Origin of the sequence: Pantoea sp. Fr-CA_6, from assembly GCF_024520895.1 — a bacterium.
Lineage (GTDB): Bacteria > Pseudomonadota > Gammaproteobacteria > Enterobacterales > Enterobacteriaceae > Pantoea > Pantoea agglomerans.
Window position 1 is genome coordinate 185,353 of sequence record NZ_JALNPO010000006.1, and the last position, 24,651, is coordinate 210,003.

Consider the following 24,651-nt stretch of genomic DNA (forward strand, 5'->3'; position numbering starts at 1 on the left):
GTGATGAAAACCCTGAAGAACTGGACGCTGCATCAGCAGGCCGATCACTTTGTTGAACTCAAGGTCGAAGATCGTCACTTCCTGCGGCTTTACGTGCTGGAGGATAAGCTGATGCGCGTGCTGCTGAAGCGCGACGGTGAGCTGGCGCTGAACCGCACCTGGAGCATTGCGCCTGTCAGCGACGTGCCCTGGCAGGGGCGGGATCGTGAGGCGCTGGATGGCTTTACGCTGCCGGCATTTAAGGTTGAACACGATGCGCAGCAGTTGCGCATCAGCACGCAACGGCTGCGTGTCACGGTGCATCAGCCGCTCTGCCTGAGCTGGGAGCAGTTTGATGGTGAGAGCTGGCAGCCGCTGGCCGCCGACCGTCACACCGGTGCCTATCTGCTCAATGCGCACGGTGATGGAGTCGAGCACTATCAGCGTCGCCAGCCGCAGGATCGGGTTTATGGCCTGGGCGAGAAGAGCGGCGACCTGAACCGCGTTAACCGGCGTTTTGAGATGCGTAATCTGGACGCCATGGGCTACAACGCCGCCAGCACCGATCCGCTCTATAAACATATTCCGTTTACCCTGACGCAGCGCGATGGCGTCAGTTTTGGCCTGTTCTATGACAACCTGAGCAGCAGCTGGCTCGATCTGGGGAATGAGCTGGATAACTACCATCTCCCTTATCGTCGCTACCGCGCCGAGGCGGGCGATCTCGATTACTACATGATGCTGGGCCCGACGCTGCTCGACGTCACCAAAGCCTTTGTGCGTCTGACCGGTCGCACCCTGTTTCAGCCGAAGTGGAGCCTGGGCTACAGCGGGTCCACCATGCACTACACCGACGCGCCCGACGCACAACAGCAGCTGCAATCCTTTATCCGTCTGTGTCGCGAGCATGAAATTCCCTGCGACTCGTTCCAGCTCTCATCGGGTTACACCTCGATTAACAACAAGCGCTACGTCTTCAACTGGAACTATGACAAAGTCCCGAATCCCAATGCGCTGAGCGACGCGTTTCATACTGCCGGAATGAAGCTGGCGGCCAACATCAAACCCTGCCTGCTGCAGGATCATCCGCGCTATCAGGAAGTGGCTGCGCAGGGGCTGTTTATTCGTGACTCTGAGCAGGATCGTCCTGAGCGTTCGGTGTTCTGGGACGATGAAGGCTCGCACCTCGACTTCACTCATCCGCAGGCGGTGCGCTGGTGGCAGGATAATGTCACCCGGCAGCTGCTGGAAAAGGGCATCGATTCCACCTGGAATGACAACAACGAATATGAGGTGTGGGATGGCGAAGCGCGCTGTCACGGTTTTGGTCAGCCGATCGCCATCAAGCATATCCGGCCGGTAATGCCGTTGCTGATGATGCGCGCCTCAATGGAAGCCCAGCAGCAGTTTGCACCGGACAAACGCCCTTATCTGATCTCCCGTTCCGGCTGCGCCGGGATGCAGCGCTATGTACAGACCTGGAGCGGCGATAACCGCACCAGCTGGCAAACCCTGCGCTACAACATCCGCATGGGACTGGGGATGAGCCTTTCAGGGCTGTTTAACGTCGGGCACGATGTCGGCGGCTTCTCGGGCGATAAGCCGGATGCCGAGCTGTTTGTGCGCTGGGTTCAGAATGGCGTTATGCACCCGCGCTTTACTATCCACTCCTGGAATGACGATCACACGGTGAACGAGCCCTGGATGTACCCGGAGGTCACGCCGATGATCCGCGAGGCGATCCGGCTGCGCTATCGCCTGATGCCCTACCTCTATAACCTGGCGTGGCAGGCCAGTGTGGAAGATGAGCCGATGCTGCGCCCGACCTTCCTCGATCACGAGCAGGATCCGCTGACCTATCAGGAGTGTGATGACTTTATGCTGGGGCGCGATCTGCTGGTCGCCAGCGTAGTAGAGCAGGGCGCGCGCAGTCGTGAAGTCTATCTGCCCCGTAACCGCGGCGGCTGGTATGACTGGCACAGCGGCAAGGCGTTTGCGGGCGGTGAGACCATCACGCTGGATGCGCCGCTGGATCGGTTGCCGCTGCTGGTAAGGGCCGGTGCGGTGATCCCGCTGGGCGAGTGCGAAAGCACCACCGATGCGCGGCGTGATACGGTGCGGCAATGGCAGCTATGGCCTGCCCCCGAAGGCGTGCAGACACAAGGCGAAATGTTTGATGACGATGGCGAGAGCCACGGCTGGCAGCAGGGTAATGCGCTATGGCTTCGCTGGACGCTCTGCAGCAGCGCCACGCGTATCGAGCTGACGGTGGAAAAACGTGGAGATTACCAGCCAGCCTGGCGGGAGATCGCGCTGTTACTGCCTGCGGGTGAAAGCCGTGAACTGTGGGTGAATGGCGGGAAAGCCGCGAGTTACCGGCTGGAATAGCGGTGCAGTGGTGTCAGCAAGACGGCAATAAGATCGGCCCCGAAAAGGGGCCGATAAACATTATTCTGCGTGGTTCTCGGTGCTCATGCGGCCCAGATCTTTATCGACCAGGAACAGACCGTTGCCGCTGTTGCTGACCAGCGCCAGTTTATCCAGCACGGTTTTGAACAGCTTCTCTTCTTCATGCTGCTCGGCAACATACCACTGCAGGAAGTTGAAAGTAGAGTAATCCTGTGAGGTCATGGCAGCATGGGCCAGTTCATTGATTTTGCTGGTGATCAGCTGCTCATGCTCCAGCGCCTGCTGCAGAATTTCATTCAGCGAGGTGAAAGAAACTGGCGGCGCTGCGATGGTACCCAGCACCGGCATGCCGCCGGTATCGCTCAGGTAATCAAACAGACGCTGCATATGCTGCATCTCTTCGCGTGAATGCATCTTCAGGAAGGAAGCGGCACCCTCAAAGCCTTTGTCGCTGCACCAGGCACTCATTTGCAGATAAAGATTGGCAGAGAAAAATTCCAGGTTCAGCTGGTCGTTTAAACGCCCAGTCATTTCAGCAGTCAGCATGGCCGAGTCCTTTTAAGAAGATGTTAAATAAACAGGTATAGTCGGTGAATTATGCATCAAATATGTTAGTAAAGCGAAGGCTTTTCCGCAAAAACAGCTAATTTATCTGATTGATTTAAATAGAATTATTTCACAAATTGAATACGAGCGATTCTCATTCTGCATCACTCCTTATCGGGCAACAAAATCAGGGTTTCAGCACCATGATAGTGCGCCCGGTCGCTATCCTGCTGGTGCAATCGCCGCTGAAGCTGGAGAAATAGCGGTCATCTGATGACGCGCCGGAAATATCACGTTGCCGTCAGAAAAAGATATTTCGCAGAGCCAGAACAGGCATGGCGTGGATTAAACGCCCAGAGGTGACAGCAGGGCCATTAATCATCGCGCGCCAATCGGCTCTGGCATAAATCATGCTTAGAACTCAGTTCCATATATTGAAACTTGCCATGGCAGGGAACAGGCGGCAAGCCAGGTTATCAGGAGAAAATAATGTCAGATGAAAGTGTGGTAAGTCCGGTAAAAATGACGGCGACCAAAGGCAGTTATGTCGCGTTAATTTTTGCCATCCTGTTTTTCTCAGGGCTGTTTTATAACGTCGAGGGTCTTTCATGGCTGGGCGCCTTTGACTTCACCACGCTGGGCGGCAGCTTTGGCACCATGAAAGATCCCGCCAGCAACACCTTTCTTGGCGCAGGCGGACTCAGTGCCAAAGCGGGTTTCCTGTTTGCGCTGTCGCTGACGCCCACGGTGATGCTGGCGCTGGGCGTGCTGGAAATCTTCACCCACTACGGCGCGATTCGCGCGGCGCATCGGTTGCTGACGCCGCTGCTTAAGCCGCTGATGGGGCTGCCGGGCCATTGCGGTCTGGCGTTAATCACCGACCTGCAAAGTACCGACGCGGGCGCGGCATTAACCAAAGAGATGGCCGACCAGAATCAGATCGGTAAAAAAGAGGTGGTGGTGATGAGTGCCTGGCAATATTCCGGTGCCGGCTTAATCAATAATTATTTCGCCATCGGCTCCGCGCTATTCGCCTCAATGACGCTGCCGATTATTATTCCGCTGTTATTAATGTTCGTGCTGAAATTTGTCGGTGCGGCGATAACGCGCGCTGTGTTAAACAGTGTTTATAAGAAGGATTTCGCCGATGGAAAATAAAATCACGACCAGCAGTAATCCCTTTGATGTGTTTGTGACCGGCGCGCGTAAAGGCTTTCACATTGCCATTCACAACCTGATGCCAAATGTGGTGATGGCCTATGTGCTGGCAGAAGTGCTCAATCTGCTCGGCATCATGCAGTTTCTCGGGCACGTTTTTGCGCCAGTGATGGGGCTGTTCGGCCTGCCGGGTGAGGCAATTACGGTGCTGCTCACCGCCTGGCTCTCATCGTCTGCGGGTACCGGCGTAGCGGTGAGTCTGCTGACCAAAGGGCTGCTGACCGGCGCGGATATCACGATTCTGGCCCCGGCGATTTTCCTGATGGGATCGCAGCTGCAATATATGGGACGGCTGCTGGGCGTGGCCGATGTGCCAAAAAAATACTGGCCGCTGCTGATGCTGGTGAGCATCATCAACGCGCTGATCGCAATGTCTGTTATGCGTCTGTTTATTCAGGAGTAACGCTGTGTCTGAGGTATTAGAGCATTACCACTATTTGCACGAAATTCCGGAGCTGGGCTTTCAGGAGGTGAAAACCTCGGCCTACATCGCCGATCAGCTGGAGAAAGCGGGCCTGAAGGTGACGCGCAATATCAATAACACCACCGGCATTGTGGCCGAGATCGACAGCGGTGTGCCGGGTCCGGTGCTGGCACTGCGCGCGGATATGGATGCGCTGGGGCACATCATTGATGGCGTGCCGTGCGCGCGCCACACCTGCGGTCACGACGGTCACTCTTCGGTCGTGCTGACGGCGGCGACGGCTCTGCTGCAGGAGGGCGCGGTGAAACGTGGCCGGCTGAAGATCCTGTTCCAGCCCGCCGAGGAGCTGGGCGCCGGTGCGCTCTCAATGATCGAAGGTGGCGCACTGGATGATGTGGAGATGATTCTGGGGTTCCATCTGCGTCCGCTGGAGGAGTGCGTGGTCGGCCAGGCGGTGCCTGCGGTGCTCTACTCAGCCTGCAGCACGCTGGAAGCGACCATCAAAGGCCAGCCCGCCCATGCGGCGCGTCCGCACCTGGGGGTGAATGCGCTGGATGCTGCCGTACAGGCGGTTCAGGCGGTCAACGCCATCCACCTCTCGCCCGGCCTGACCTGGAGCGTCAAAGCGACCCGCTTCCTGTGCGACGCCGGTGTCACCAACTCGGTGCCGGATGAAGCCCGCGTAGTCTGGGATCTGCGTTCGCAGGAGAACGGGCCGATGACGCTGCTGAAAGAGCAGGTCACGCGCGCCATTACTCACAGCGTGGCGGCACTGGGTGCCAGCGCCGAGGTCCGCGTATTGAAAGAGATGCCCGCCGCCGAGATTGATGATGAGGCGACGGCGGTGATCCGCGCCGCGATCGTCGAGGTGCTGGGCGAAGAGGGCGCGCTGTCAACCCGGACCACGCCAGGCAGCGAGGACTTTTTCTACTATCCGGTGAAGCGTCCGGGTGTAAAAGCGGGCTTCTGGGGACTGGGCACCAACCTGACGCCAGGATTGCATCATCCCGACATGCATTTTGATCTCGACTCGCTGGAGATTGGTGTGCAGATCTTCAAAGCCTGCGTCAGAAAGGTGCTGGGATAACGGAGGCGGGGCGGGTGCAGACCCGTCCCGCTTTGTTGTGGCATCCACCGTTCCCCGATTCCCCGCCCCTGAAATCCTGCCCCTCTCCCTGTAGGCCGCGCGCGCAAAATATTGTATGCTATGCCGCCTTAAAGCTGACCAGGTAACCGGAATTCACGCCAATGTAACTTCGCGCTGACCCGCCAACGATGAAAGATCGTTTTTGGCACCGTTTACCCGCCGGTAAGGTTCTGCCGGCCACCGTGATTTATCAGCAGCGCCAGTAAGTTGCGCTGCCTATTGAGAAGAATTCCATGTCTAATCCCTTTTTAGAAGAGGTGGCACGCCGCCGCACCTTCGCGATCATTTCGCACCCGGATGCCGGTAAAACCACCATTACCGAAAAAGTGTTGCTGTTCGGACAGGCTATCCAGACCGCCGGTACGGTAAAAGGCCGTGGCTCTAACCAGCACGCTAAGTCGGACTGGATGGAGATGGAGAAACAGCGTGGTATCTCCATTACCACCTCGGTGATGCAGTTCCCCTATCGCGATAGCCTGGTGAACCTGCTGGATACCCCGGGCCACGAAGATTTCTCGGAAGATACCTACCGTACGCTGACCGCGGTTGACTGCTGTCTGATGGTGATTGATGCCGCTAAAGGCGTCGAGGATCGTACCCGCAAGCTGATGGAAGTTACCCGTCTGCGCGATACGCCGATCCTGACCTTTATGAACAAACTTGACCGTGACATCCGCGACCCGATGGAAGTGCTGGATGAGGTGGAAAGCGAGCTGAAAATTGCCTGCGCACCGATCACCTGGCCTATCGGCTGCGGCAAGCTGTTCAAAGGGGTTTATCACCTCTACAAAGATGAGACCTATCTCTACCAGACCGGTAAAGGCCACACCATTCAGGATGTCCGCATCGTGAAGGGGCTGAACAACCCGGACCTCGACACCGCAGTCGGTGACGATCTGGCGGCACAGCTGCGTGAAGAGCTGGAGCTGGTACAGGGTGCATCGCACGAGTTTGAGCAGGAAGCCTTCCTGAGCGGCAAACTTTCGCCGGTCTTCTTCGGCACCGCACTGGGTAACTTTGGCGTTGACCATATGCTGGATGGCCTGGTGGCATGGGCACCGCGTCCGATGCCGCGTGACACCGACACCCGTACGGTTGAAGCGAAAGAAGAGAAGTTCACCGGCTTCGTGTTTAAGATCCAGGCCAACATGGACCCGAAACACCGCGACCGCGTGGCCTTTATGCGTGTGGTGTCCGGTAAATATGAAAAAGGGATGAAGCTGCGTCAGGTGCGCACCGGCAAAGATGTGGTGATCTCCGACGCCCTGACCTTTATGGCGGGCGACCGTTCGCACGTTGAAGAAGCGTATCCTGGCGATATCATCGGCCTGCATAACCACGGCACCATTCAGATTGGCGACACCTTTACTCAGGGTGAAAACATGAAGTTCACCGGTATTCCGAACTTCGCGCCAGAGCTGTTCCGCCGTATTCGTCTGCGCGATCCGCTGAAGCAGAAACAGCTGCTGAAAGGGCTGGTTCAGCTGTCGGAAGAGGGTGCGGTACAGGTGTTCCGTCCGGTGCATAACAACGATCTGATCGTGGGCGCGGTCGGGGTGCTGCAGTTCGATGTGGTGGTTGCCCGTCTGAAAAGCGAATATAACGTCGAAGCGATCTACGAAGCGATCAACGTCTCTACGGCGCGCTGGGTTGAATGCAGCGACGCGAAAAAGTTTGAGGACTTCCAGCGTAAAAACGAAGTTAACCTGGCGCTCGATGGCGGCAATAATTTGACTTATATCGCGCCAACCATGGTTAATCTTAATATTACGCAGGAACGTTACCCCGACGTCCGTTTCCGCAAAACGCGCGAGCACTAATCGCCTGTTTCCGGGCCATTCCAGCTGGGAGTGGCCCTGTTTTCCTCCTTCCAGACTCCTCCTAAAAACCCCGTTTTTCTTCTGTTTTGACGTGTGATCAACCAGTTAGCCAGGCAAATTGCAAAATGCCGTCTATGATTACTCTATCGGACGGCGGAAGAGACTTCTCTTGTCCTTACGTCCTGTAACGCAGCGGCACCTGTGCCTCTGTTGCGCCCACAGTTTTTGGGTGAGTTAACTGATAGAAGGAAGATATCGATGAACAAGACTAAGATTGCTAAAACCCTGATGGCCGCCATGATTGGCTCAGCACTGATCAGCGGCAGCGCACTGGCTGACGAATCAATGTCGCAGAAAGCGTCACAGACAGCCGACAGCGCGGGTTCAAAAATCGATAGTTCTATGAAAAAAGTCGATGGTTATATGGATGACAGCGGCATCACCGCCAAAGCCAAAGCGGCGCTGGTAGATGATGACGCAATTAAAAGCACGGATATCTCGGTAAAAACGCATAGCGGCGTCGTGACCTTAAGCGGTTTCGTCACCTCACAGGATCAGGCTGAGAAGGCTGTGGCTGTGGTGCAGAAAATCGAAGGTGTTAAATCCGTCAGCGACAAACTACACGTCAGAGACAGCAAAGCATCATCAATGAAAGGTTATGCGGGCGATACCGCCACGACCAGCGAAATTAAAGCTAAGCTATTAGCGGATGACATTGTTCCGTCGCGCAACGTAAAAGTTGAGACCACCGACGGCGTTGTTCAGCTTTCAGGGCAGGTTGCTAATCAGGCACAGTCAGATCGTGCAGAAAGCATTGCTAAAGCCATTGAAGGCGTGAAAAGCGTTAAGAATGACCTGACGGTTAAATCTTAAGCTTGCGTACGGCCACTTCTGTGGCCGTACGAATAAAAGATACCCATCCGGGGATGAAATAAGCAGATCGATTTTAAAATATTCGATTTTTAAATAGGGTAAGGAGAGGCTTATGTTTCGTTGGGGCATTATTTTTCTGGTGATCGCACTGATCGCTGCAGCGTTAGGTTTTGGCGGTTTAGCGGGCACAGCAGCATGGGCAGCTAAAGTTGTCTTCGTCGTTGGTATTATCCTGTTCCTCATCAGCCTGTTTACCGGCCGTAAAAAGCTTTAGCCGATGAGTCCTGCAGTGTAATGCAACGCAAAGCATAGAGCGGAGACCAGTCATCTGTAGCGACTGACGTGAAGAGAGGGACACCTTCACATCGCTGCAAGGTAAGCCAGCCCAGCTGGCCTGCCGGTTAAAGGAACATATGACTGGTTCTCCGGAATGCTGCCGTCTTTAACGGATCGATCCTCCAGCAGACCCGGAACCGCTTTTTGAGGTTCGCACAGTGGGTATACGCATTCCTGTCACGCTCGGCGCCATTGAACCTCTGGCCCTGACTCCGTTTAAATCTCAGAAAATTGCGCTGGTTTGTGAAGGCGGCGGTCAACGCGGCATTTTCACCGCAGGCGTGTTAGATGAATTTCAGCGTGCCCGATTCAACCCCTTTCAGCTGATGCTCGGCACCTCTGCCGGTGCACAAAACCTTTCTGCCTTTGTCTGTGGTCAGCCCGGCTATGCCCGACGTGTGATTACCCGCTATACCACCAGTAAACTCTTTTTTGATCCGCTGCGCTTTGTGCGTGGTGGCAATCTGATCGACCTCGACTGGCTGATAGATATCACCCGCAGTGAATTTCCGCTGGCGATGAGCAGCGCGGAGCAGCTGTTCTCCAGCGGCCGCGAGTTTTATATGTGCGCCTGCCGCAGTGACGACTACACGCCCGGCTACTTCAACCCGACCGCCGATAACTGGCTGGATCTGATCAAAGCCTCCAGTGCCATTCCCGGTTTTTACCGGCTGGGGGTCAGTCTGGAAGGGATCAGCTATCTCGATGGCGGCATCAGCGATGCGATTCCGGTGCGTGAAGCCGCCCGCCGTGGCGCTGATACCATTGTGGTGATCCGCACCGTGCCCTCGCAGATGTTCTATACCCCGAAATGGTTTAAGCGGATGGAACGCTGGCTCAGCACCGGCGCACTGCAGCCGATGATCAACGTGCTGAATAAGCATGAACAGAGCTATCGGGAAATTCAGCAGTTCATTGAGAATCCGCCCGATGATTTGCGCATTATCGAAATCTTTCCGCCACATGCGCTGGCCAGCAGTGCGCTGGGGAGCCGCATCGCTTCACTGAATCAGGATTATCATCTGGGACGGCGTTGTGGTCGCTATTTCCTCGCCACGCTGGGCCAGTGGCTGAGTGATGCGGAACCGATGACCACGGCGCGTATCGTAACGCCGCCTGCTCCGGTAGCCAATGCACCCGATACCCGCCTCATCATCACACCGCCGCTGGCGGATAATGATGCTGATTACGACAAAGGATCGCTGGCATGAAGTTTATCGATACGCACTGCCACTTCGATTTCCCGCCGTTTGAAGGGGATATCTCTGGCAGCCTGGCACGTGCTGCAGAAGCTGGCGTGGAAAAGATTATCGTTCCGGCGATCGATGCCAGCCGCTTTGAGCGGGTCTGCGCGTTAGCCGCGGCGCAACCGGCGCTCTATGCCGCGCTGGGCCTGCATCCAATCGTCATCGAAAATCATCAGGAGGCCCATCTCGACCAGCTGGAAACCTTACTGCAACAGCGGCCGCGTAAGCTGGTGGCGATCGGCGAGATCGGGCTGGATCTCTATCGCGACGATCCGCAGTTTGATAAGCAGCAACGCTTTCTTGAGGCGCAGCTTAAGCTGGCGAAAGCGTATCAGCTGCCGGTGATCCTGCATTCGCGCCGCACTCATGACAAACTGGCGCAGATTCTGCGTCGTTACGATCTGCCGCGCCGTGGCGTGGTGCATGGTTTTGCGGGCAGTCTGCAGCAGGCGCAGGCCTTTATTAAGCTGGGTTATGCGATTGGCATCGGCGGGACCATTACCTATGAACGCGCCAGCAAAACCCGTCAGACCGTGGCGCAGCTGCCGCTCTCTTCGCTGCTGCTGGAAACCGATGCACCCGATATGCCGCTGCAGGGCTTTCAGGGCCAGCCTAATCGTCCGGAGCGGGCGCGTCAGGTGTGGGAGGTGCTCTGCAGCCTGCGTGAAGAGTCACCTGAGGAGATTGCCGATGCGCTGTGGCACAACAGTCAGCAGCTATTTCAGCTCGACCCCGCTTTCCCGGCGCTGCGCAACTGACCCCCCGCGTCTCACCCGACCTGCAGCCTTTGCGCTTAAATGTGATAATAGTAACATTGCACCCGCTGGCGTATAATGACCATCAGGTACCGTTATCTGTAATGTTAGTCACAGTAAACGTGGCAATGTTGCATTAATTTCTTATTCCTATGTGACTCCTGGCACATATCAGGCCGCATCAGAGTGTTATTATTATAACATTCCGCCGGCGAGCCGGTGGGTTGCACCCCGATCCTTTGGAGAGCCTCATGACCGATATCAAAGACCTTGCCCTGCGCGCCCTGAAACTGATGGATTTAACCACCCTGAATGACGACGACACCGACGCAAAAGTGATCGCCCTGTGTCATCAGGCCAAATCCCCGGCAGGCAACACCGCCGCAATCTGTATCTATCCGCGTTTTATTCCGATTGCCCGTAAAACGCTGCGCGAGCAGGGTACCCCGGAGATCCGCATCGCTACGGTGACTAACTTCCCGCACGGCAATGACGACATTGATATTGCGCTGGCAGAAACCCGCGCCGCTATCGCCTACGGTGCTGATGAAGTGGATGTGGTGTTCCCGTATCGTGCGCTGATCGCCGGTAACAGTCAGGTCGGTTTCGATCTGGTAAAAGCCTGTAAAACCGCCTGTGCCGAAGCAGATGTGCTGCTGAAAGTGATCATCGAAACCGGTGAACTGAAGCAGGAAGCGCTGATCCGTCAGGCCTCTGAGATTGCCATTGATGCCGGTGCCGATTTCATCAAAACCTCTACCGGTAAAGTGCCGGTTAACGCCACGCCTGAAGTGGCGCAGATCATGATGAACGTGATCCGCGATAAAGGCGTCAGCCAGCAGGTTGGCTTTAAGCCCGCTGGTGGCGTGCGCACCGCTGAAGATGCCGCGATCTATCTGAAAATGGCGGAAGAGACGCTGGGTGCCGACTGGGCCGATGCGCGTCATTTCCGCTTTGGTGCATCAAGCCTGCTGGCGAGCCTGCTCAACACCCTGGGTCATGACAGCGACACCAGCAAAGCGGGTTACTGATCCTTCAGGCGGTCGCTGACCGCCTGTTCCCCATCCTGATTTCCCTGAACCAGGGGGTTACCTTGTTCCTGCCACAAGAAATTATTCGCAAAAAACGTGACGGCCATGCGCTGACTGAAGAGGAGATTCGCTTCTTCATCAATGGCGTGCGTGATAACACCGTCTCGGAAGGTCAGATCGCCGCGCTGGCGATGACCATCTATTTCCACGATATGACGCTGCCTGAGCGGGTCGCGCTGACCATGGCGATGCGTGATTCCGGTACGGTACTTAACTGGAAATCACTTAACCTCAATGGGCCGGTGGTGGATAAGCACTCGACCGGCGGCGTCGGCGATGTGACGTCGCTGATGTTAGGGCCGATGGTCGCGGCCTGCGGCGGATATGTCCCGATGATCTCGGGTCGTGGCCTTGGCCATACCGGTGGCACGCTGGATAAACTGGAAGCGATCCCGGGCTTCGATATCTTCCCGAGCGATGACCGCTTCCGCGAGATCATCAAGCAGGTGGGTGTGGCGATTATCGGCCAGACCAGCTCGCTGGCACCGGCGGATAAGCGTTTCTACGCCACGCGTGACATCACCGCCACCGTCGATTCGATCCCGCTGATTACCGCCTCGATTCTGGCGAAGAAGCTGGCAGAAGGGCTGGATGCACTGGTGATGGATGTCAAAGTGGGTTCCGGCGCGTTTATGCCAACCTATGAGGCGTCAGAAAGTCTGGCGCAGTCGATTGTTGGCGTCGCCAATGGCGCAGGCTGCCAGACCACCGCACTGCTGACGGATATGAACCAGGTTCTCGCCTCCTCAGCCGGTAACGCGCTGGAAGTGCGTGAAGCGGTTCGCTTCCTGACCGGCGAAGAGCGGAATCCGCGCCTGCTGGAAGTGACGCTGGCGCTCTGCAGCGAAATGCTGGTCTCCGGCAAACTGGCCGCCAGCGACACCGAAGCGCGTCAGAAACTGATGACGGTGCTGGATAACGGCAAAGCAGCCGAGGTATTTGGTCGTATGGTCGCTGCCCAGCAGGGACCTGCCGATTTTGTTGAACGCTACGACGCTTATCTGCCGCAGGCGATGCTGAGCAAGCCGGTGTATGCCGACCAGCCAGGCATCGTCAGCAGCATGGATACCCGTGCGCTGGGTCTGGCGGTGGTGGCAATGGGCGGCGGACGTCAGCGTGCCAGCGACAGCATTGATTACAGCGTCGGCTTAAGCGACATGATCACCCTGGGCGAACGTGCCGATGCGCAGCGTCCACTGGCGATCATTCACGCCAGCAGCGAAGACAAATGGCAGCAGGCCGCCGCGGCGGTCAAAGCCGCGCTGGTGCTCGGTGATTCCGCCCCGGCTGAGACGCCGGTTGTCTATCGCCGTGTGAGCGATATCAGCTAACTGACCGGTAACCGGTGCCAGCCGCGATGCATTCGGGTATACTGATCTGATCGCTTTTTTTTGACTTGTCACGCGCCAATGCGCAGGAGACTTGCATGAAACGTGCTTTTATTATGGTTCTCGATTCCTTTGGAATTGGCTCCAGTAAAGATGCCGATAAATTCGGCGACGCAGGTTCGGATACGTTAGGTCACATCGCCGAAGCCTGTTTCAGGGGTGAAGCAGACAAGGGACGTAAAGGCCCATTGCATCTGCCTAATCTTACCGCGCTGGGTCTGGGCAAAGCCGCAGAGCTGTCGACCGGCCGCTTCCCGGCAGGTCTTGATCCTGAGGCGAAAATCACCGGCGCGTATGCTTACGCCAGCGAGCTTTCGTCAGGTAAAGATACGCCGTCAGGCCACTGGGAGATCGCCGGTGTGCCGGTGCTGTTTGACTGGGGCTACTTCAGCGACAAAGAGAACAGCTTCCCACAGGAGTTGCTGGACAAACTGGTCGAGCGCGCAGATCTGCCGGGCTATCTCGGGAACTGCCACTCTTCAGGTACGGTGATCCTCGACCAGCTGGGCGAAGAGCATATGAAAACCGGCAAGCCGATTTTCTATACCTCTGCGGACTCGGTGTTCCAGATCGCCTGTCACGAAGAGACCTTTGGTCTGGATCGACTCTATGCGCTGTGCGAAATCGCCCGTGAAGAGCTGACCGAGGGTGGCTACAACATTGGCCGGGTTATCGCCCGTCCGTTTGTGGGCGACAAAGCGGGTCAGTTCGAGCGCACCGGCAATCGTCACGACCTGGCAGTTGAGCCACCATCCGCCACCATGCTGAAAAAGCTGGTGGATGAGAAGGGCGGTCACGTGATCTCCGTGGGTAAAATCGCCGATATCTATGCTGAGCAGGGCATTACCAAAAAGGTCAAAGCGACCGGTCTGGATGCGCTGTTTGACGCGACGATTCAGGAGATGAAAACCGCGCCGGATCAGGCGATTGTTTTCACTAACTTCGTTGATTTCGACTCAACCTGGGGACATCGTCGTGATGTTGCCGGTTATGCGGGCGGGCTGGAGCTGTTTGACCGTCGTCTGCCTGAGCTGATGGAGTTAGTCGGAGAAGATGACATTCTGATCCTGACCGCTGACCACGGCTGTGACCCGACGTGGGAAGGTACTGAACACACGCGTGAGCACATTCCGATTCTTATCTACGGACCGAAAGTCGAGCCGGGTTCACTCGGTTACCGCGAAACTTTCGCCGATATTGGTCAGACAATTGCACACTATTTTGGCCTGTCCGAGATGGACTATGGCAAGAACATGCTGTAAATCAGCAATTTAATAAGGATTAAACAATGGCAACCCCTCATATTAATGCTGAAATGGGCGATTTCGCAGACGTCGTGCTGATGCCTGGCGATCCGCTGCGTGCAAAGCACATTGCTGAAACCTTCCTGGAAAATCCGGTAGAAGTGAACAACGTGCGCGGGATGCTGGGCTACACCGGCACCTATAAGGGCCGCAAAGTCTCTGTAATGGGCCACGGAATGGGTATTCCTTCCTGCTCCATCTACACCAAAGAGCTGATCACCGACTTCGGCGTGAAAAAGATCATCCGTGTGGGCTCCTGTGGTGCCGTGCGTGCCGATGTAAAACTGCGTGACATCGTGATTGGTATGGGTGCCTGCACCGATTCCAAAGTGAACCGTATGCGTTTCAAAGATCACGATTTTGCTGCGATTGCTGACTTCGACATGGTGCGTAACGCGGTTGATGCGGCGAAAAACCTGGGTGTTGAAGCGCGCGTGGGTAACATCTTCTCTGCCGATCTCTTCTACACCCCGGATCCGCAGATGTTCGACGTGATGGAAAAATATGGCATCCTCGGTGTTGAGATGGAAGCTGCAGGTATCTACGGTGTGGCCGCAGAGTTCGGTGCTAAAGCGCTGACCATCTGCACCGTATCAGACCACATCCGTACGCACGAGCAGACCACCGCTGCTGAGCGTCAGACCACCTTCAACGACATGATCAAGATTGCGCTGGAGTCTGTTCTGCTGGGTGATTAATCAGCGTGGCAGGCATTGACGCCTGCTGCCCGATCCCCTTGCGCAGATCCCCCTTAACCGGGGGATCTGCATTTTCCCGCCTCGCCGTCCCGGTAACATTCACATCAAATGACACACTTTTGGTCAGGCTTGTGCATCTTCGCGCTGGCACGCCCGCGATCGCGCTTTATCATGGTGCGCAATAACAGATAATAATTAATCGCCTGATAATGCCCCCTGATGAACTTTCGTAACTTCCAAGCTGAAGAGAAGCTGTTTGCCCGCCGCGCTGCAATAGCCTTTGCTCTGGTCTGTCTCTGTTTCACCATTCTTGGCGTAAACCTTTTTCGCTTACAGGTGCGTGATCATGGCTATTACCAGACGCGCTCTAACCAGAACGACATCAAAATGATCCCCATCGCCCCGACGCGCGGGCTGATTTATGACCGCAACGGCATTCCGCTGGTGCGAAACGTCAGCTGGTACGCCATTACGCTGACGCCTTACAAAATCAGCGACATGGACGCCACGCTGCGGGCACTCACGCCGATCGTTAATCTGACGCCGGACGAAATCGACACCTTCCGCCATGCGCTGAAGCAGACCAGCCGTTACAAGCCGGTGGTGCTGAAAGAGGAGCTGACTGAAGAGCAGGTCGCCCGCTTTGCGGTCAATCAGTTTCACTTCACCGGCGCCAGCATTGAGACCTACCAGGATCGTGAATATCCCTATGGCGCGGATCTGGCGCATGTGATCGGCTATGTGTCGAAAATCAACGATAACGACTATAAACGGCTAAATGCGGAAGGCATCGCCGAAAACTATGCGGCTGACCATAACATTGGTAAGCAGGGGATTGAGGGTTATTACGAAGCGCTGCTGCACGGTAAGCCGGGTTATCAGGAAGTGGAAGTGGATAATCATGGCCGCATTGTGCGGGTGCTGAAAGAGGTACCGCCGGTCGCGGGTAAAAACCTGACGCTGACGCTGGATCTGCACCTGCAACAGTATGTGGAAAGCCTGCTGGCGGGGCAGCGTGCGGCGCTGCTGATTGAAGATCCGCACGACGGCTCCGTGCTGGCGATGGTCTCCAGCCCCAGCTACGATCCCAATCCGTTTGTGAAAGGCATCAGCTATCAGGCCTATAAAAAGCTGCTACAGGATAAAGACCTGCCGCTGATTAACCGCGTCACGCAAGGACTCTATCCGCCCGCCTCCACGGTGAAGCCTTACATGGCGATGTCGGCGCTGCTGACTCATGTGATTACGCCGCAGTCGCAATTCTTTGGCGCACCCACCTGGACGCTGCCAGGCACGGACCGGCGCTATCGCGACTGGAAAAAAACCGGGCACGGCATGCTGGATGTGACGCGGGCAATCGAAGAGTCCGCCGATACCTTCTTCTATCAGGTGGCGTTTATGATGGGCATCGATCGCATTCACACCATGCTCAGCCAGTTTGGCTATGGTAAATCGACCGGTATCGATCTGAATGAGGAGTACAGCGGCTTACTGCCGAGCCGGGAGTGGAAGCAGAAGGTGCATAAAAAGTCCTGGTATCAGGGCGATACGGTTTCAGTCGGTATCGGACAGGGTTACTGGATTGCAACACCCATTCAGATGGTGAAAGCGATGGTGGCGCTGATTAATAACGGTCGGGTCATTGCCCCCCATCTGCTGGAGAAAACCCAGCGCGGCACGCTGGTGGAGAACTATCATCCGCAGCAGCATGAAGCGCAGATTGGCGATCCTCATTCACCTTACTGGTCGCTGGTACGCCACGCAATGTTTGGCATGGCTAACGCACCCAACGGCACCGGTTATAAATATTTCCACACGGCACCCTATGGCATCGCTGCGAAAAGCGGGACGTCGCAGGTGTTCAGCCTGCGCCAGAACCAGACCTATAACGCGAAGATGATACCGGTACGGTTACGTGACCATATCTTCTACACCGCCTTTGCGCCCTTTAATGACCCGAAAGTGGCGGTAGCGTTAATTCTGGAGAATGGTGGCAACGAAGGGATTACTGCGGCACCCGTAATGCGGGCGATTCTGGATCATATCTTTATCCCGCCGGTGCCAGAAGCGCCGGTTCAGGCAACACCTTAAAAGGGGGCGGTTGCCCCCGCAGAGCGTCAGACTTTAAGCGTTTTGGTCACCTGGCCGATGGCGCGTACTACATCGGTTGCGCCTTCACGGATTTCCGCAATCACGCCGCCCGCCTCCTGGGCCAGCTGTACGCCCTGATCGGCGCGCTTCAGGTTGGATTCAATCCCTTTCAGTGCCCGGCTCGCCAGCTGATGGTTTTGCTGTATCCGATTTTCGATATCGGTGGTGGCGCGGTTGATGTTTGCTGCCAGCGTGCGGACTTCATTAGCCACTACCGCAAAGCTGCGGCCATGGGTTCCGGCCCGTGCCGCTTCGATAGCGGCATTCAACGCCAGCAGGTTAGTCTGATCGGCTATCCGGCGGATGCCCTCCACAATCGCGCCGATACGCTCTGAGGATTCACTCAGGCCGGTAATATCACCGGAGATCCCCTGCAGTTCACCCGCCAGGGCGTTCATGGTCTGCACGCTGCTGGCGATAACATCGGCACCCAGCTTTGTGCTTTCATCCGTTTGCAGCGCGGTGTGATAAGCCCGCTGTGCCGCATCATGTTCCTGCTGATTCTTTTCCACCTGCGCGGTCACATCAGTGGCGAATTTCACGATTTTGTAGAGCCTGCCCTGTTCGTCAAACACCGGATTATAGGTGGCGCGCAGCCAGATAGTCTCACCCCGTTTATTGACCCGGGGAAACTGGCCTGAGACAAATTCGCCGCGGTTCAGCTGCTGCCAGAACTCGCTATATTCGCGGCTGTCGCGCAGCGCCTGCGAGCAGAAGCGACGGTGGTGGACACCTTCGACCTCCTCACGACGGTAGCCCATGGTTTTCAGGAAGTTGTCATTGGCTTTCAGCACTTCACCTTTGAGGTTAAAAGCGATCACCGCCATCGACCGTTCTATGGCGGTGGTGATGGCGCGCTGCTCCTGCGCATCGTTGATATGATCGGTGATGTCGGTTGCCAGTTTGACGATTTTAATCACCCGGCCATGGCGGTTCTGCACCGGCACATAGTTGGCTTCGAGCCATACCGGTCGGCCGTTTTTCGCCACGCGCAGAAACTTATCGCTGAAGCTTTCGCCCCGGTTCAGTCGCAGCCAGAAATCCTGGTAGTCCCGCGCCTCAAGCTGCTCTGCGGTACAAAACAGGCTGTGGTGCTGGTCTTCGATCTCCGCCAGCGTGTAGCCCATGCGCGCCAGAAACAGCGCATTCGCGCTGAGAATGGTGCCATCGGGGGAGAATTCAATCATGGCGATGGAGCCATTGAGAGAGCTCAGCGTTGCCGCTGAGTGTGAACGCTTCTGCCAGCTGTGACGGGAAGCGATACCTGATGTAATGGTGGAAAACATGGCGATCCTTATTATTAGTGTTGGTCTCGCATGCTATATCGGCAATTTCGCGTCACAATGCAGACTCTGCCTGCTTTCTGACTAAAATATATCCGGCCAACAGAGAGGTTTATGGCGGCAGGTCAGACCCACTCTTTGGGTTGATGGAAAAGCGGTCAGTCGATTTGATTTTGGTGAAAAGCGTTTGACGCTGCCGGGCCGCTTTGGTTTAATGCGCCCCGTTGCCCGAATAGCTCAGTCGGTAGAGCAGGGGATTGAAAATCCCCGTGTCCCTGGTTCGATTCCGGGTTCGGGCACCATCTTTAAAGAACCCGCCTCTGGCGGGTTTTTGCATTCTGGAGCGAACCCGTTATCGAAGGTTCGATTCACTCGCCACATCCCTGTGGCTCGCCCTCTGGGTCGCGCTGGCACGCGATGCAAAAATGCGCCCGGCATTTTCGGGTTCGGGCACCATCTTTAAAGAACCCGCCTCTGGCGGGTTTTTGCGTTTATGGGGCGAACCCGTTATCGAAGGTTCGACAGACTCCCGCCATTCCCGAACATTCCGAATTTCGCCTCTCCCGCGCCCATTCCACTTCTCAACCCTGTAGCAACACAAACAGATTTCATGGCGAAACCAATTTGCCGCTTCGCCTCTGTGCTGCATTGCCAGACTGGCACCGCCTGATATCCTGTCCAGCCTGCAATTGACCGCGGCTAATCGTGTTTTATAAGCCACCCTTTACAGAATCAGTCTGACAGGCACAATACCCCTTTTTCCTCCTCTCACACGGTTATGTCAGAAGAAGCGCTGCGTCTGCAGATACAGAACCTGAAAAAGCACAATGCGCGTCTGAAGCGTATAGCGCATGACGCCCGCACAAAACTCAATGCGGCGCTGGATGGTACCGGGTTGTTCCTGTGGCAGCTGGATATTCCCAGCGGCAAACTGGTGATCTTCAACCGGCGCTGGGGGGCGATGCTGGGCTTCCAGCCGAAAGAGACCGACGCCAACTTTGAATCCTGGAAAGAGAGCCTGCATCCCGATGATGCCGCCGACGTTCTACAGGCATTCAACGACCACATCGCCGGGAAAGCGCCTTATTACGAGGCTCTGCACCGCATGATCGCCAAAAATGGCAGCATTACGTGGGTGCTGGATCGGGGCCGGGTCAGCGAATGGAATGCGCACGGAGAGCCGGTTAAAGTGATCGGCACTCACATCGATATGACCAAAGAGAAGCAATATGAGGAGCAGCTCGCCCTGCTGGCGCTGCACGATCCCCTTACGCTGCTCAACAATCGTCATGCTCTGCAGAATTATTTCTGTGAAATGAAAGCTCAGGGACCGCTCTGCGTGGTCTTTATTGACCTGGATAACTTCAAACACGTCAACGACACCCTGGGGCACCGTAGCGGAGATGAAGTCCTCATCCAGTTAAGTCAGCGGTTTACGGAACTCTCTCCGGCAGAAGTGATCATTGGCCGACTGGGCGGCGACGAGTTTGTATTGTTAATACCCTGGGCGCTGAACCATCCGCGGGTAAAGAAACTGGCGCACGCCTGTCTTGACGCGGTAATGACACCTTTTGATATGGCAAACGGGCATGCCCTCATTGGGGCGTCTGTCGGTGTGTCTCAGGCGCAGGACAAAGATGACTTTGATACTGCACTGCAGCGTGCTGATGAAGCGATGTACCGCATCAAGAAAAATGGCAAGCGCGGTGTCGCTTTTGATTCCACTTTTCCCGACTCCCTCTGACTCTGCTGAACAGGGCATATGTTTTGCCTGCCATTAACGCACAATCTCCCCCTCATGGCTTTGCGCCATCTCATTCATAACGTTGAATTCCCCTTTTCGCAGGCATGCAAAATTTATGCGTATCCCCGCAGAAAATGCTTTTTAGTACTATTCCGAAAACCTGTTTTTTGCCCTCAGGAAGCAGAAATTCATCCGCTTCGCTTAGATTCAAATTTCATCGCTAAATCTGACCTCTCTTTTTAATAAAAATTTTCATTAAATCAGCAGAATTGATCGTTTATTGATCGATTCCGGCTATTTTTAACTGGTGCCATCGATGCGTCACGCTTCGCTTATTTTTGACGTAAAAGCAGGGTTTCAGATTTCTATTTAGCGCTTCGCTTGGGGAAATTGATCGTTTGTTGATCATCTTCACTATCTGATGTTGATTAATCTATCTATTTACCGCTTCGCTTATATTTTTTCAATTGGACTTTTTTTGAAAAAGATCGATTAATAGGGCGCGGCGATTTTCGTTATAAAGATTTTTCATGCCGCGGCTCTTTTATGAATTGAAAAGAGCGATGGTTGGAATCCGTTATCATTTCGGTTGAGGGTAGTACGATCATTAAGCCAGAACTGTGACGGGTTTTTTATTTATCTCACTTGATCGGTCCGATTTTCTGTCTACATTTATGTTGCTGAATCGGCCTGATGAAGCGTTAACTGTGCAAATTCCAATTTTTAAAATTCAAAGAGGACGCATATGACTCAATATCGCGGTGGGGCCGGGAATTTTGCGGCCGACAAAGAGCGTGCTGCTGAAGCAGGACGCAAAGGAGGCCAGAAAAGCGGCGGTAACTTCAAGAACGATCCTGAACGTGCCATTGAAGCGGGGCGCAAGGGAGGTAAGGTTAGCCGCCGGAGCTGAACGTCTTTAACACTGCTGTGACGGCAGGGTTACTCTGTTAGCCGGGCATTTTGAATCTGTTTAGTTCCTCGTGAAGATAATTACACCTTGAATTATGTCATTGCTCCATCATTGGCAATGGCGGGAGCTGTTAATTGAACCGGAAGGGTTTACCCTTCCGGTTTTTTATTTCCGATCGATTAAAGCTATACGGTTAAATACAACTTTGTACAGGTAAGTTTTTGACTGGTACTTTTTTATGCAGTTAATCTTAAAAAATGTATACAACGATTTATTACTTTGTACAAAATCCAGCGCAGCTAACGAAGCGGCAACGATAAAAACATTATTCAGCTAAATCTTTGCTGTAAAAAGGAAAATGCATTTTATATGCCACTTTTGTCTTAAATTCATACTGATGCTGCGTGCGATATTAAGAATCTCCACTAGACTTTTCAGGTGTCAACGATATGACTGGCGCTGCGTTATTACAGACGCAGCTTTTTAATCAATGAGGCTATCTTATGACAGTGAAAACGTTAAACGATCTGTTCATCCATGACTTATCCGATGTATACAGCGCTGAGAAGCAGATAACCCGTGCATTGCCTAAAATGGCGCGTGCAGCCAGTGACGAAAATCTTATCGCTGCGTTTAATCAGCATCTGGAAGAGACCCGTGCTCAGATTGAACGACTCGACGAACTGGTGGAAGTGACACCTGAAGTCAAAATCAAACGAATGAAATGTCATGCGCTGGAAGGTCTGGTTGAAGAAGCGCAGGAAATTATCGACTCGGTCGAGAAGGGCGAGATTCGCGATCATGGACTGATCGGTGCGGCGCAGAAAGTTGAGCATTATGAGATTGCCACCTACGGTACCCTGCATGCGCTGGCGCTGAAGCTGGGTTACACCAAAGCCGCACAGCTGCTGGAAGAAACCCTGAATGAAGAGAAGCAAACGGATGAGAAGCTCACCTCGGTAGCCGACTCTATTACCGTCTCTTAAGGAGCAACACATGACTGCGATTGAACATTATCACGACTGGCTGCGCGATGCGCATGCGATGGAAAAACAAGCAGAAAGCATGCTGAGCAAGATGTCAGGTCGTCTTGAACACTATCCGGCGCTGGAACAGCGTCTGGCGCAACATCTTGAAGAGACCAAACATCAGCTGACTCTGCTGGAACAGCTGCTCGACAGCCACGGTATCGATCACTCTGTAATGAAAGATGCGATAGGCAAAATGGCAGCCACCGGCCAGGCTGTGGGCGGCATGTTTAACTCAGATGAAGTGGTGAAGGGCGCCATCAGTGGCTATGTATTCGAGAATGCCGAGATCGCCAGCTACACCAGCCTGATCGCTGCGGCTGAGCAGGTTGGTGATGCGCAGGGCGTACGCATACTGAATGAGATCCGCGATCAGGAAGTGGCGATGGCGGAGTGGCTGCTGCAGCACCTGCCTGAAGTGACACAGCAGTTCCTGCAACGTGCGTCACAACCAGGCACTGAAGCGAAGAAGTAGCGCTGAATAGCCTGCATGAAACATGAAAAAGCCGGGATAGCCCGGCTTTTTGCATTTTAAAGGTTTACCGGCTGCGCTACTCAGTCAGCCATTAAATGCCCATACATCGTCATCAGCTTACGTGTGACGCCGTTAGTCCAGCCGAATCCATCCTGTAACGGATACTCACCACCACCGCCTGGGCGGGCGCGCTCGCCGCTGATGTCATACTTCTCTACCAGCTTATGGTGCAACTGATAGAAGTTGTTGACCGTGTTTAGCCAGTTCACTGCCACTTCAGTCGCCAGCGTCTCTTCACCGTAATTATTCAGGCCAACAACCGCCATCCACTGCATCGGTGCCCAGCCGTTGGGTCGATCCCACTGCTCACCGCTTTCCACCATTGAGGTCAGCAGGCCGCCGTTGCTCAATAGCAGATGGCGCAGCGAGATCGATTGCAGGTGCGCCTGGTGCGGCGTCGCAAGACCGACAAACAGCGGCACCACGGAAGCGACGGTAAAGGCACCGAAACGCTCCCGACGCCAGTCGTAGTCACGGAACACACCGGCGGTGCTGTCCCAGAGATAACGGGTAATCGCACGCTTGCGCGCTTCCGCTTTTTTCTGCCAGGCCAGCGCGGTCAGCTCTTCCCCTTTCGCGTGCGACAGGGTGGCGATCATCAGCTCCAGCTTGTACAGGAACGAGTTCAGATCGATAGGAATAAACTGCGTGGTACGGATGCTCGACAGCCGTTTCGGGTTACGCAGCCAGCGCGAGGAGTAATCCCAGCCCGATTCCGCTCCGGCACGCAGGTCACGATACACTTCGCTGGCCGGACGTTTCGATTCGCGGGCGGTTTCCACATCTTCTATCCACGACTCATCACGCGGCGTATCGCGGTCATCCCAGTAGCGGTTCAGCAGTGAGCCGTTTGGCATTCGCACCACGTGACGATAAGCCTGGTTCGGCATCAGTGAACCGGCACCGTCCATCCAGAACTGGTATTCCTTCATCAGCTGTTCCTGATAGCGCTTAGCACCGCGCACGCCATCTTCTTCGAACAGCTCAACCATCAGGGCAAACACCGGTGGCTGCGAGCGGCTGAGGTAATAGGTACGGTTGCCGTTTGGCACATGACCGTAGTTATCGATCAGCCAGGCAAAGTTATCCGCCATGTGACGCAGCAGATCGTCGCGGCCCGATTCTGCCAGGCCGAGCATGGTGAAGTAAGAATCCCAGTAGTAGGTTTCGCCAAAACGTCCGCCCGGCACCACATAGGGTTTGGGTAATGGCAGCAGCGATGAGTGCGGCATATGCTGCTGCGGCATTTTGGTCAGAACCGGCCACAGGTCGTCGATATGCTCATTGAGCGTTTTATCCGGGTTGGAGACATAAAAGCTTTCGTTTACGCCAGGCAGATAAAAGTGATCGGCGACAAAACGCGACAGGTCGAAATCACTGCTGCGTTTCTGTCGACGATAGCGCATCAGCACATCCAGCGGATCGTACTTTGGCGAACAGTCGGGGAAGGTTTTGCTGTCCTCGAAAATCCGCGACATCTGAACATGTTCAAACAGTTCCAGATAACGATCGGCAGGGGTCAGCGCATCCGGCGCCGGCAAGCCTTCAATCAGCTCCGGCTCCGGTTCAGAATCCTGCATGCGATCCAGCTTCAGTTCATGGGGATCGTATTGATACTCAACTTCCGCCCCGGCACGAACCTCTTCAAGTGCATTTTGTTGCTGGCGATGGGTATTAATAACGGCCTCCTGAGCGGTCGTGGTTGCACAAAGGACAAATTATAGACCTCTCCTCCCCCGGAACAACAATGCAGAATATCTATGAA

General features: G+C 55.0%; 21 protein-coding genes and 1 tRNA gene. 19 read left to right on the forward strand and 3 right to left on the reverse strand.

Annotated elements, in window-relative coordinates:
• Positions 1-3: 3 nt before the first annotated feature.
• Entirely contained in the window at positions 4-2,367 is a 2,364-nt protein-coding gene (locus tag NR201_RS13145) for a TIM-barrel domain-containing protein (RefSeq protein ID WP_192033509.1), read from the forward strand.
• Positions 2,368-2,427: 60 nt separating this feature from the next.
• On the opposite strand, the gene ftnA is transcribed toward NR201_RS13145, so the two are convergent.
• Entirely contained in the window at positions 2,428-2,934 is a 507-nt protein-coding gene (gene ftnA / locus NR201_RS13150) for a non-heme ferritin (RefSeq protein WP_010248984.1), read from the reverse strand.
• Positions 2,935-3,423: 489 nt separating this feature from the next.
• Here ftnA and NR201_RS13155 point away from each other — a divergent pair, with 489 nt between their 5' ends.
• From NR201_RS13155 to mrdA, 13 genes are all read left to right on the forward strand, one after another.
• Complete coding sequence (locus tag NR201_RS13155; RefSeq protein ID WP_010671100.1) at positions 3,424-4,092, forward strand: nucleoside recognition domain-containing protein; 669 nt, start codon at positions 3,424-3,426, stop codon at positions 4,090-4,092.
• Positions 4,082-4,555: a YjiG family protein gene (locus NR201_RS13160; protein ID WP_010248980.1), complete on the forward strand. Its 474-nt coding sequence runs from the start codon at positions 4,082-4,084 to the stop codon at positions 4,553-4,555. The genes NR201_RS13155 and NR201_RS13160 overlap by 11 nt, the downstream gene beginning before the upstream one ends.
• 4 nt (positions 4,556-4,559) lie before the next feature.
• Positions 4,560-5,663: a M20 peptidase aminoacylase family protein gene (locus tag NR201_RS13165; protein ID WP_010248978.1), complete on the forward strand. Its 1,104-nt coding sequence runs from the start codon at positions 4,560-4,562 to the stop codon at positions 5,661-5,663.
• 293 nt (positions 5,664-5,956) lie between these two features.
• Positions 5,957-7,543, forward strand: coding sequence for a peptide chain release factor 3 (gene prfC / locus NR201_RS13170; protein ID WP_010671098.1), 1,587 nt, complete (start codon positions 5,957-5,959; stop codon positions 7,541-7,543).
• Between the two features lie 258 nt (positions 7,544-7,801).
• Positions 7,802-8,416 carry a molecular chaperone OsmY gene (osmY, locus tag NR201_RS13175; protein WP_010671097.1) on the forward strand — a complete coding sequence of 205 codons (615 nt, stop codon included), beginning with the start codon at positions 7,802-7,804 and terminating at the stop codon, positions 8,414-8,416.
• A 112-nt stretch (positions 8,417-8,528) separates the two neighbouring features.
• Positions 8,529-8,690, forward strand: coding sequence for a DUF1328 domain-containing protein (locus tag NR201_RS13180; protein ID WP_003848537.1), 162 nt, complete (start codon positions 8,529-8,531; stop codon positions 8,688-8,690).
• Positions 8,691-8,910: 220 nt separating this feature from the next.
• On the forward strand, positions 8,911-9,963 hold the full coding sequence (locus tag NR201_RS13185) for a patatin family protein (protein ID WP_010248962.1): 1,053 nt from the start codon (positions 8,911-8,913) through the stop codon (positions 9,961-9,963).
• A complete protein-coding gene (locus NR201_RS13190) occupies positions 9,960-10,757 on the forward strand; it encodes a TatD family hydrolase (RefSeq protein ID WP_010671095.1) in 798 nt (265 codons plus the stop codon). The genes NR201_RS13185 and NR201_RS13190 overlap by 4 nt, the downstream gene beginning before the upstream one ends.
• A 248-nt stretch (positions 10,758-11,005) precedes the next feature.
• The gene (gene deoC, locus NR201_RS13195; protein WP_010248957.1) at positions 11,006-11,785 is read left to right on the forward strand and encodes a deoxyribose-phosphate aldolase; all 780 of its coding nucleotides are present in this window, start codon (positions 11,006-11,008) and stop codon (positions 11,783-11,785) included.
• Positions 11,786-11,847: 62 nt separating this feature from the next.
• Complete coding sequence (gene deoA / locus NR201_RS13200) at positions 11,848-13,176, forward strand: thymidine phosphorylase (RefSeq protein ID WP_060681058.1); 1,329 nt, start codon at positions 11,848-11,850, stop codon at positions 13,174-13,176.
• 95 nt (positions 13,177-13,271) lie between these two features.
• Positions 13,272-14,495: a phosphopentomutase gene (gene deoB / locus NR201_RS13205; RefSeq protein ID WP_010671093.1), complete on the forward strand. Its 1,224-nt coding sequence runs from the start codon at positions 13,272-13,274 to the stop codon at positions 14,493-14,495.
• Positions 14,496-14,521: 26 nt separating this feature from the next.
• Positions 14,522-15,235: a purine-nucleoside phosphorylase gene (deoD, locus tag NR201_RS13210; RefSeq protein ID WP_010248951.1), complete on the forward strand. Its 714-nt coding sequence runs from the start codon at positions 14,522-14,524 to the stop codon at positions 15,233-15,235.
• Positions 15,236-15,454: 219 nt separating this feature from the next.
• Positions 15,455-17,326, forward strand: coding sequence for a penicillin-binding protein 2 (gene mrdA, locus NR201_RS13215; protein WP_172608893.1), 1,872 nt, complete (start codon positions 15,455-15,457; stop codon positions 17,324-17,326).
• 26 nt (positions 17,327-17,352) lie between these two features.
• Here mrdA and NR201_RS13220 read toward each other — a convergent pair whose 3' ends face one another.
• On the reverse strand, positions 17,353-18,672 hold the full coding sequence (locus tag NR201_RS13220; RefSeq protein ID WP_111534624.1) for a PAS domain-containing methyl-accepting chemotaxis protein: 1,320 nt from the start codon (positions 18,670-18,672) through the stop codon (positions 17,353-17,355).
• 223 nt (positions 18,673-18,895) lie between these two features.
• Between NR201_RS13220 and NR201_RS13225 the strand changes: the two genes are divergently transcribed.
• The 5 genes from NR201_RS13225 to NR201_RS13245 all read left to right on the forward strand — a co-directional run bounded on the left by NR201_RS13225 (position 18,896) and on the right by NR201_RS13245 (position 22,826).
• Positions 18,896-18,971: transfer RNA gene (locus NR201_RS13225), tRNA-Phe, on the forward strand.
• A 476-nt stretch (positions 18,972-19,447) separates the two neighbouring features.
• Entirely contained in the window at positions 19,448-20,413 is a 966-nt protein-coding gene (locus tag NR201_RS13230) for a sensor domain-containing diguanylate cyclase (protein WP_033780705.1), read from the forward strand.
• A 745-nt stretch (positions 20,414-21,158) separates the two neighbouring features.
• Positions 21,159-21,323: a general stress protein gene (locus NR201_RS13235; protein WP_004571242.1), complete on the forward strand. Its 165-nt coding sequence runs from the start codon at positions 21,159-21,161 to the stop codon at positions 21,321-21,323.
• Positions 21,324-21,826: 503 nt separating this feature from the next.
• The gene (locus NR201_RS13240; protein WP_010248940.1) at positions 21,827-22,309 is read left to right on the forward strand and encodes a ferritin-like domain-containing protein; all 483 of its coding nucleotides are present in this window, start codon (positions 21,827-21,829) and stop codon (positions 22,307-22,309) included.
• A gap of 10 nt (positions 22,310-22,319) precedes the next feature.
• Entirely contained in the window at positions 22,320-22,826 is a 507-nt protein-coding gene (locus NR201_RS13245) for a ferritin-like domain-containing protein (RefSeq protein ID WP_010248938.1), read from the forward strand.
• Positions 22,827-22,906: 80 nt separating this feature from the next.
• On the opposite strand, the gene treF is transcribed toward NR201_RS13245, so the two are convergent.
• Positions 22,907-24,565 (reverse strand): alpha,alpha-trehalase TreF, encoded by a 1,659-nt coding sequence (gene treF, locus NR201_RS13250; RefSeq protein ID WP_045139632.1) that lies wholly within the window; start codon positions 24,563-24,565, stop codon positions 22,907-22,909.
• Between the last annotated feature and the right edge of the window lie 86 nt (positions 24,566-24,651).

Coding starts and splice junctions, on each gene's coding strand:
- NR201_RS13145 (WP_192033509.1), top strand. CDS start 4: ATGAAAACCCTGAAGAACTGGACGCTGCATCAGCAGGCCGATCACTTT.
- ftnA (WP_010248984.1), bottom strand. CDS start 2,934: ATGCTGACTGCTGAAATGACTGGGCGTTTAAACGACCAGCTGAACCTG.
- NR201_RS13155 (WP_010671100.1), top strand. CDS start 3,424: ATGTCAGATGAAAGTGTGGTAAGTCCGGTAAAAATGACGGCGACCAAA.
- NR201_RS13160 (WP_010248980.1), top strand. CDS start 4,082: ATGGAAAATAAAATCACGACCAGCAGTAATCCCTTTGATGTGTTTGTG.
- prfC (WP_010671098.1), top strand. CDS start 5,957: ATGTCTAATCCCTTTTTAGAAGAGGTGGCACGCCGCCGCACCTTCGCG.
- osmY (WP_010671097.1), top strand. CDS start 7,802: ATGAACAAGACTAAGATTGCTAAAACCCTGATGGCCGCCATGATTGGC.
- NR201_RS13180 (WP_003848537.1), top strand. CDS start 8,529: ATGTTTCGTTGGGGCATTATTTTTCTGGTGATCGCACTGATCGCTGCA.
- NR201_RS13190 (WP_010671095.1), top strand. CDS start 9,960: ATGAAGTTTATCGATACGCACTGCCACTTCGATTTCCCGCCGTTTGAA.
- deoC (WP_010248957.1), top strand. CDS start 11,006: ATGACCGATATCAAAGACCTTGCCCTGCGCGCCCTGAAACTGATGGAT.
- deoB (WP_010671093.1), top strand. CDS start 13,272: ATGAAACGTGCTTTTATTATGGTTCTCGATTCCTTTGGAATTGGCTCC.
- deoD (WP_010248951.1), top strand. CDS start 14,522: ATGGCAACCCCTCATATTAATGCTGAAATGGGCGATTTCGCAGACGTC.
- mrdA (WP_172608893.1), top strand. CDS start 15,455: ATGAACTTTCGTAACTTCCAAGCTGAAGAGAAGCTGTTTGCCCGCCGC.
- NR201_RS13220 (WP_111534624.1), bottom strand. CDS start 18,672: ATGTTTTCCACCATTACATCAGGTATCGCTTCCCGTCACAGCTGGCAG.
- NR201_RS13230 (WP_033780705.1), top strand. CDS start 19,448: ATGTCAGAAGAAGCGCTGCGTCTGCAGATACAGAACCTGAAAAAGCAC.
- NR201_RS13235 (WP_004571242.1), top strand. CDS start 21,159: ATGACTCAATATCGCGGTGGGGCCGGGAATTTTGCGGCCGACAAAGAG.
- NR201_RS13240 (WP_010248940.1), top strand. CDS start 21,827: ATGACAGTGAAAACGTTAAACGATCTGTTCATCCATGACTTATCCGAT.
- NR201_RS13245 (WP_010248938.1), top strand. CDS start 22,320: ATGACTGCGATTGAACATTATCACGACTGGCTGCGCGATGCGCATGCG.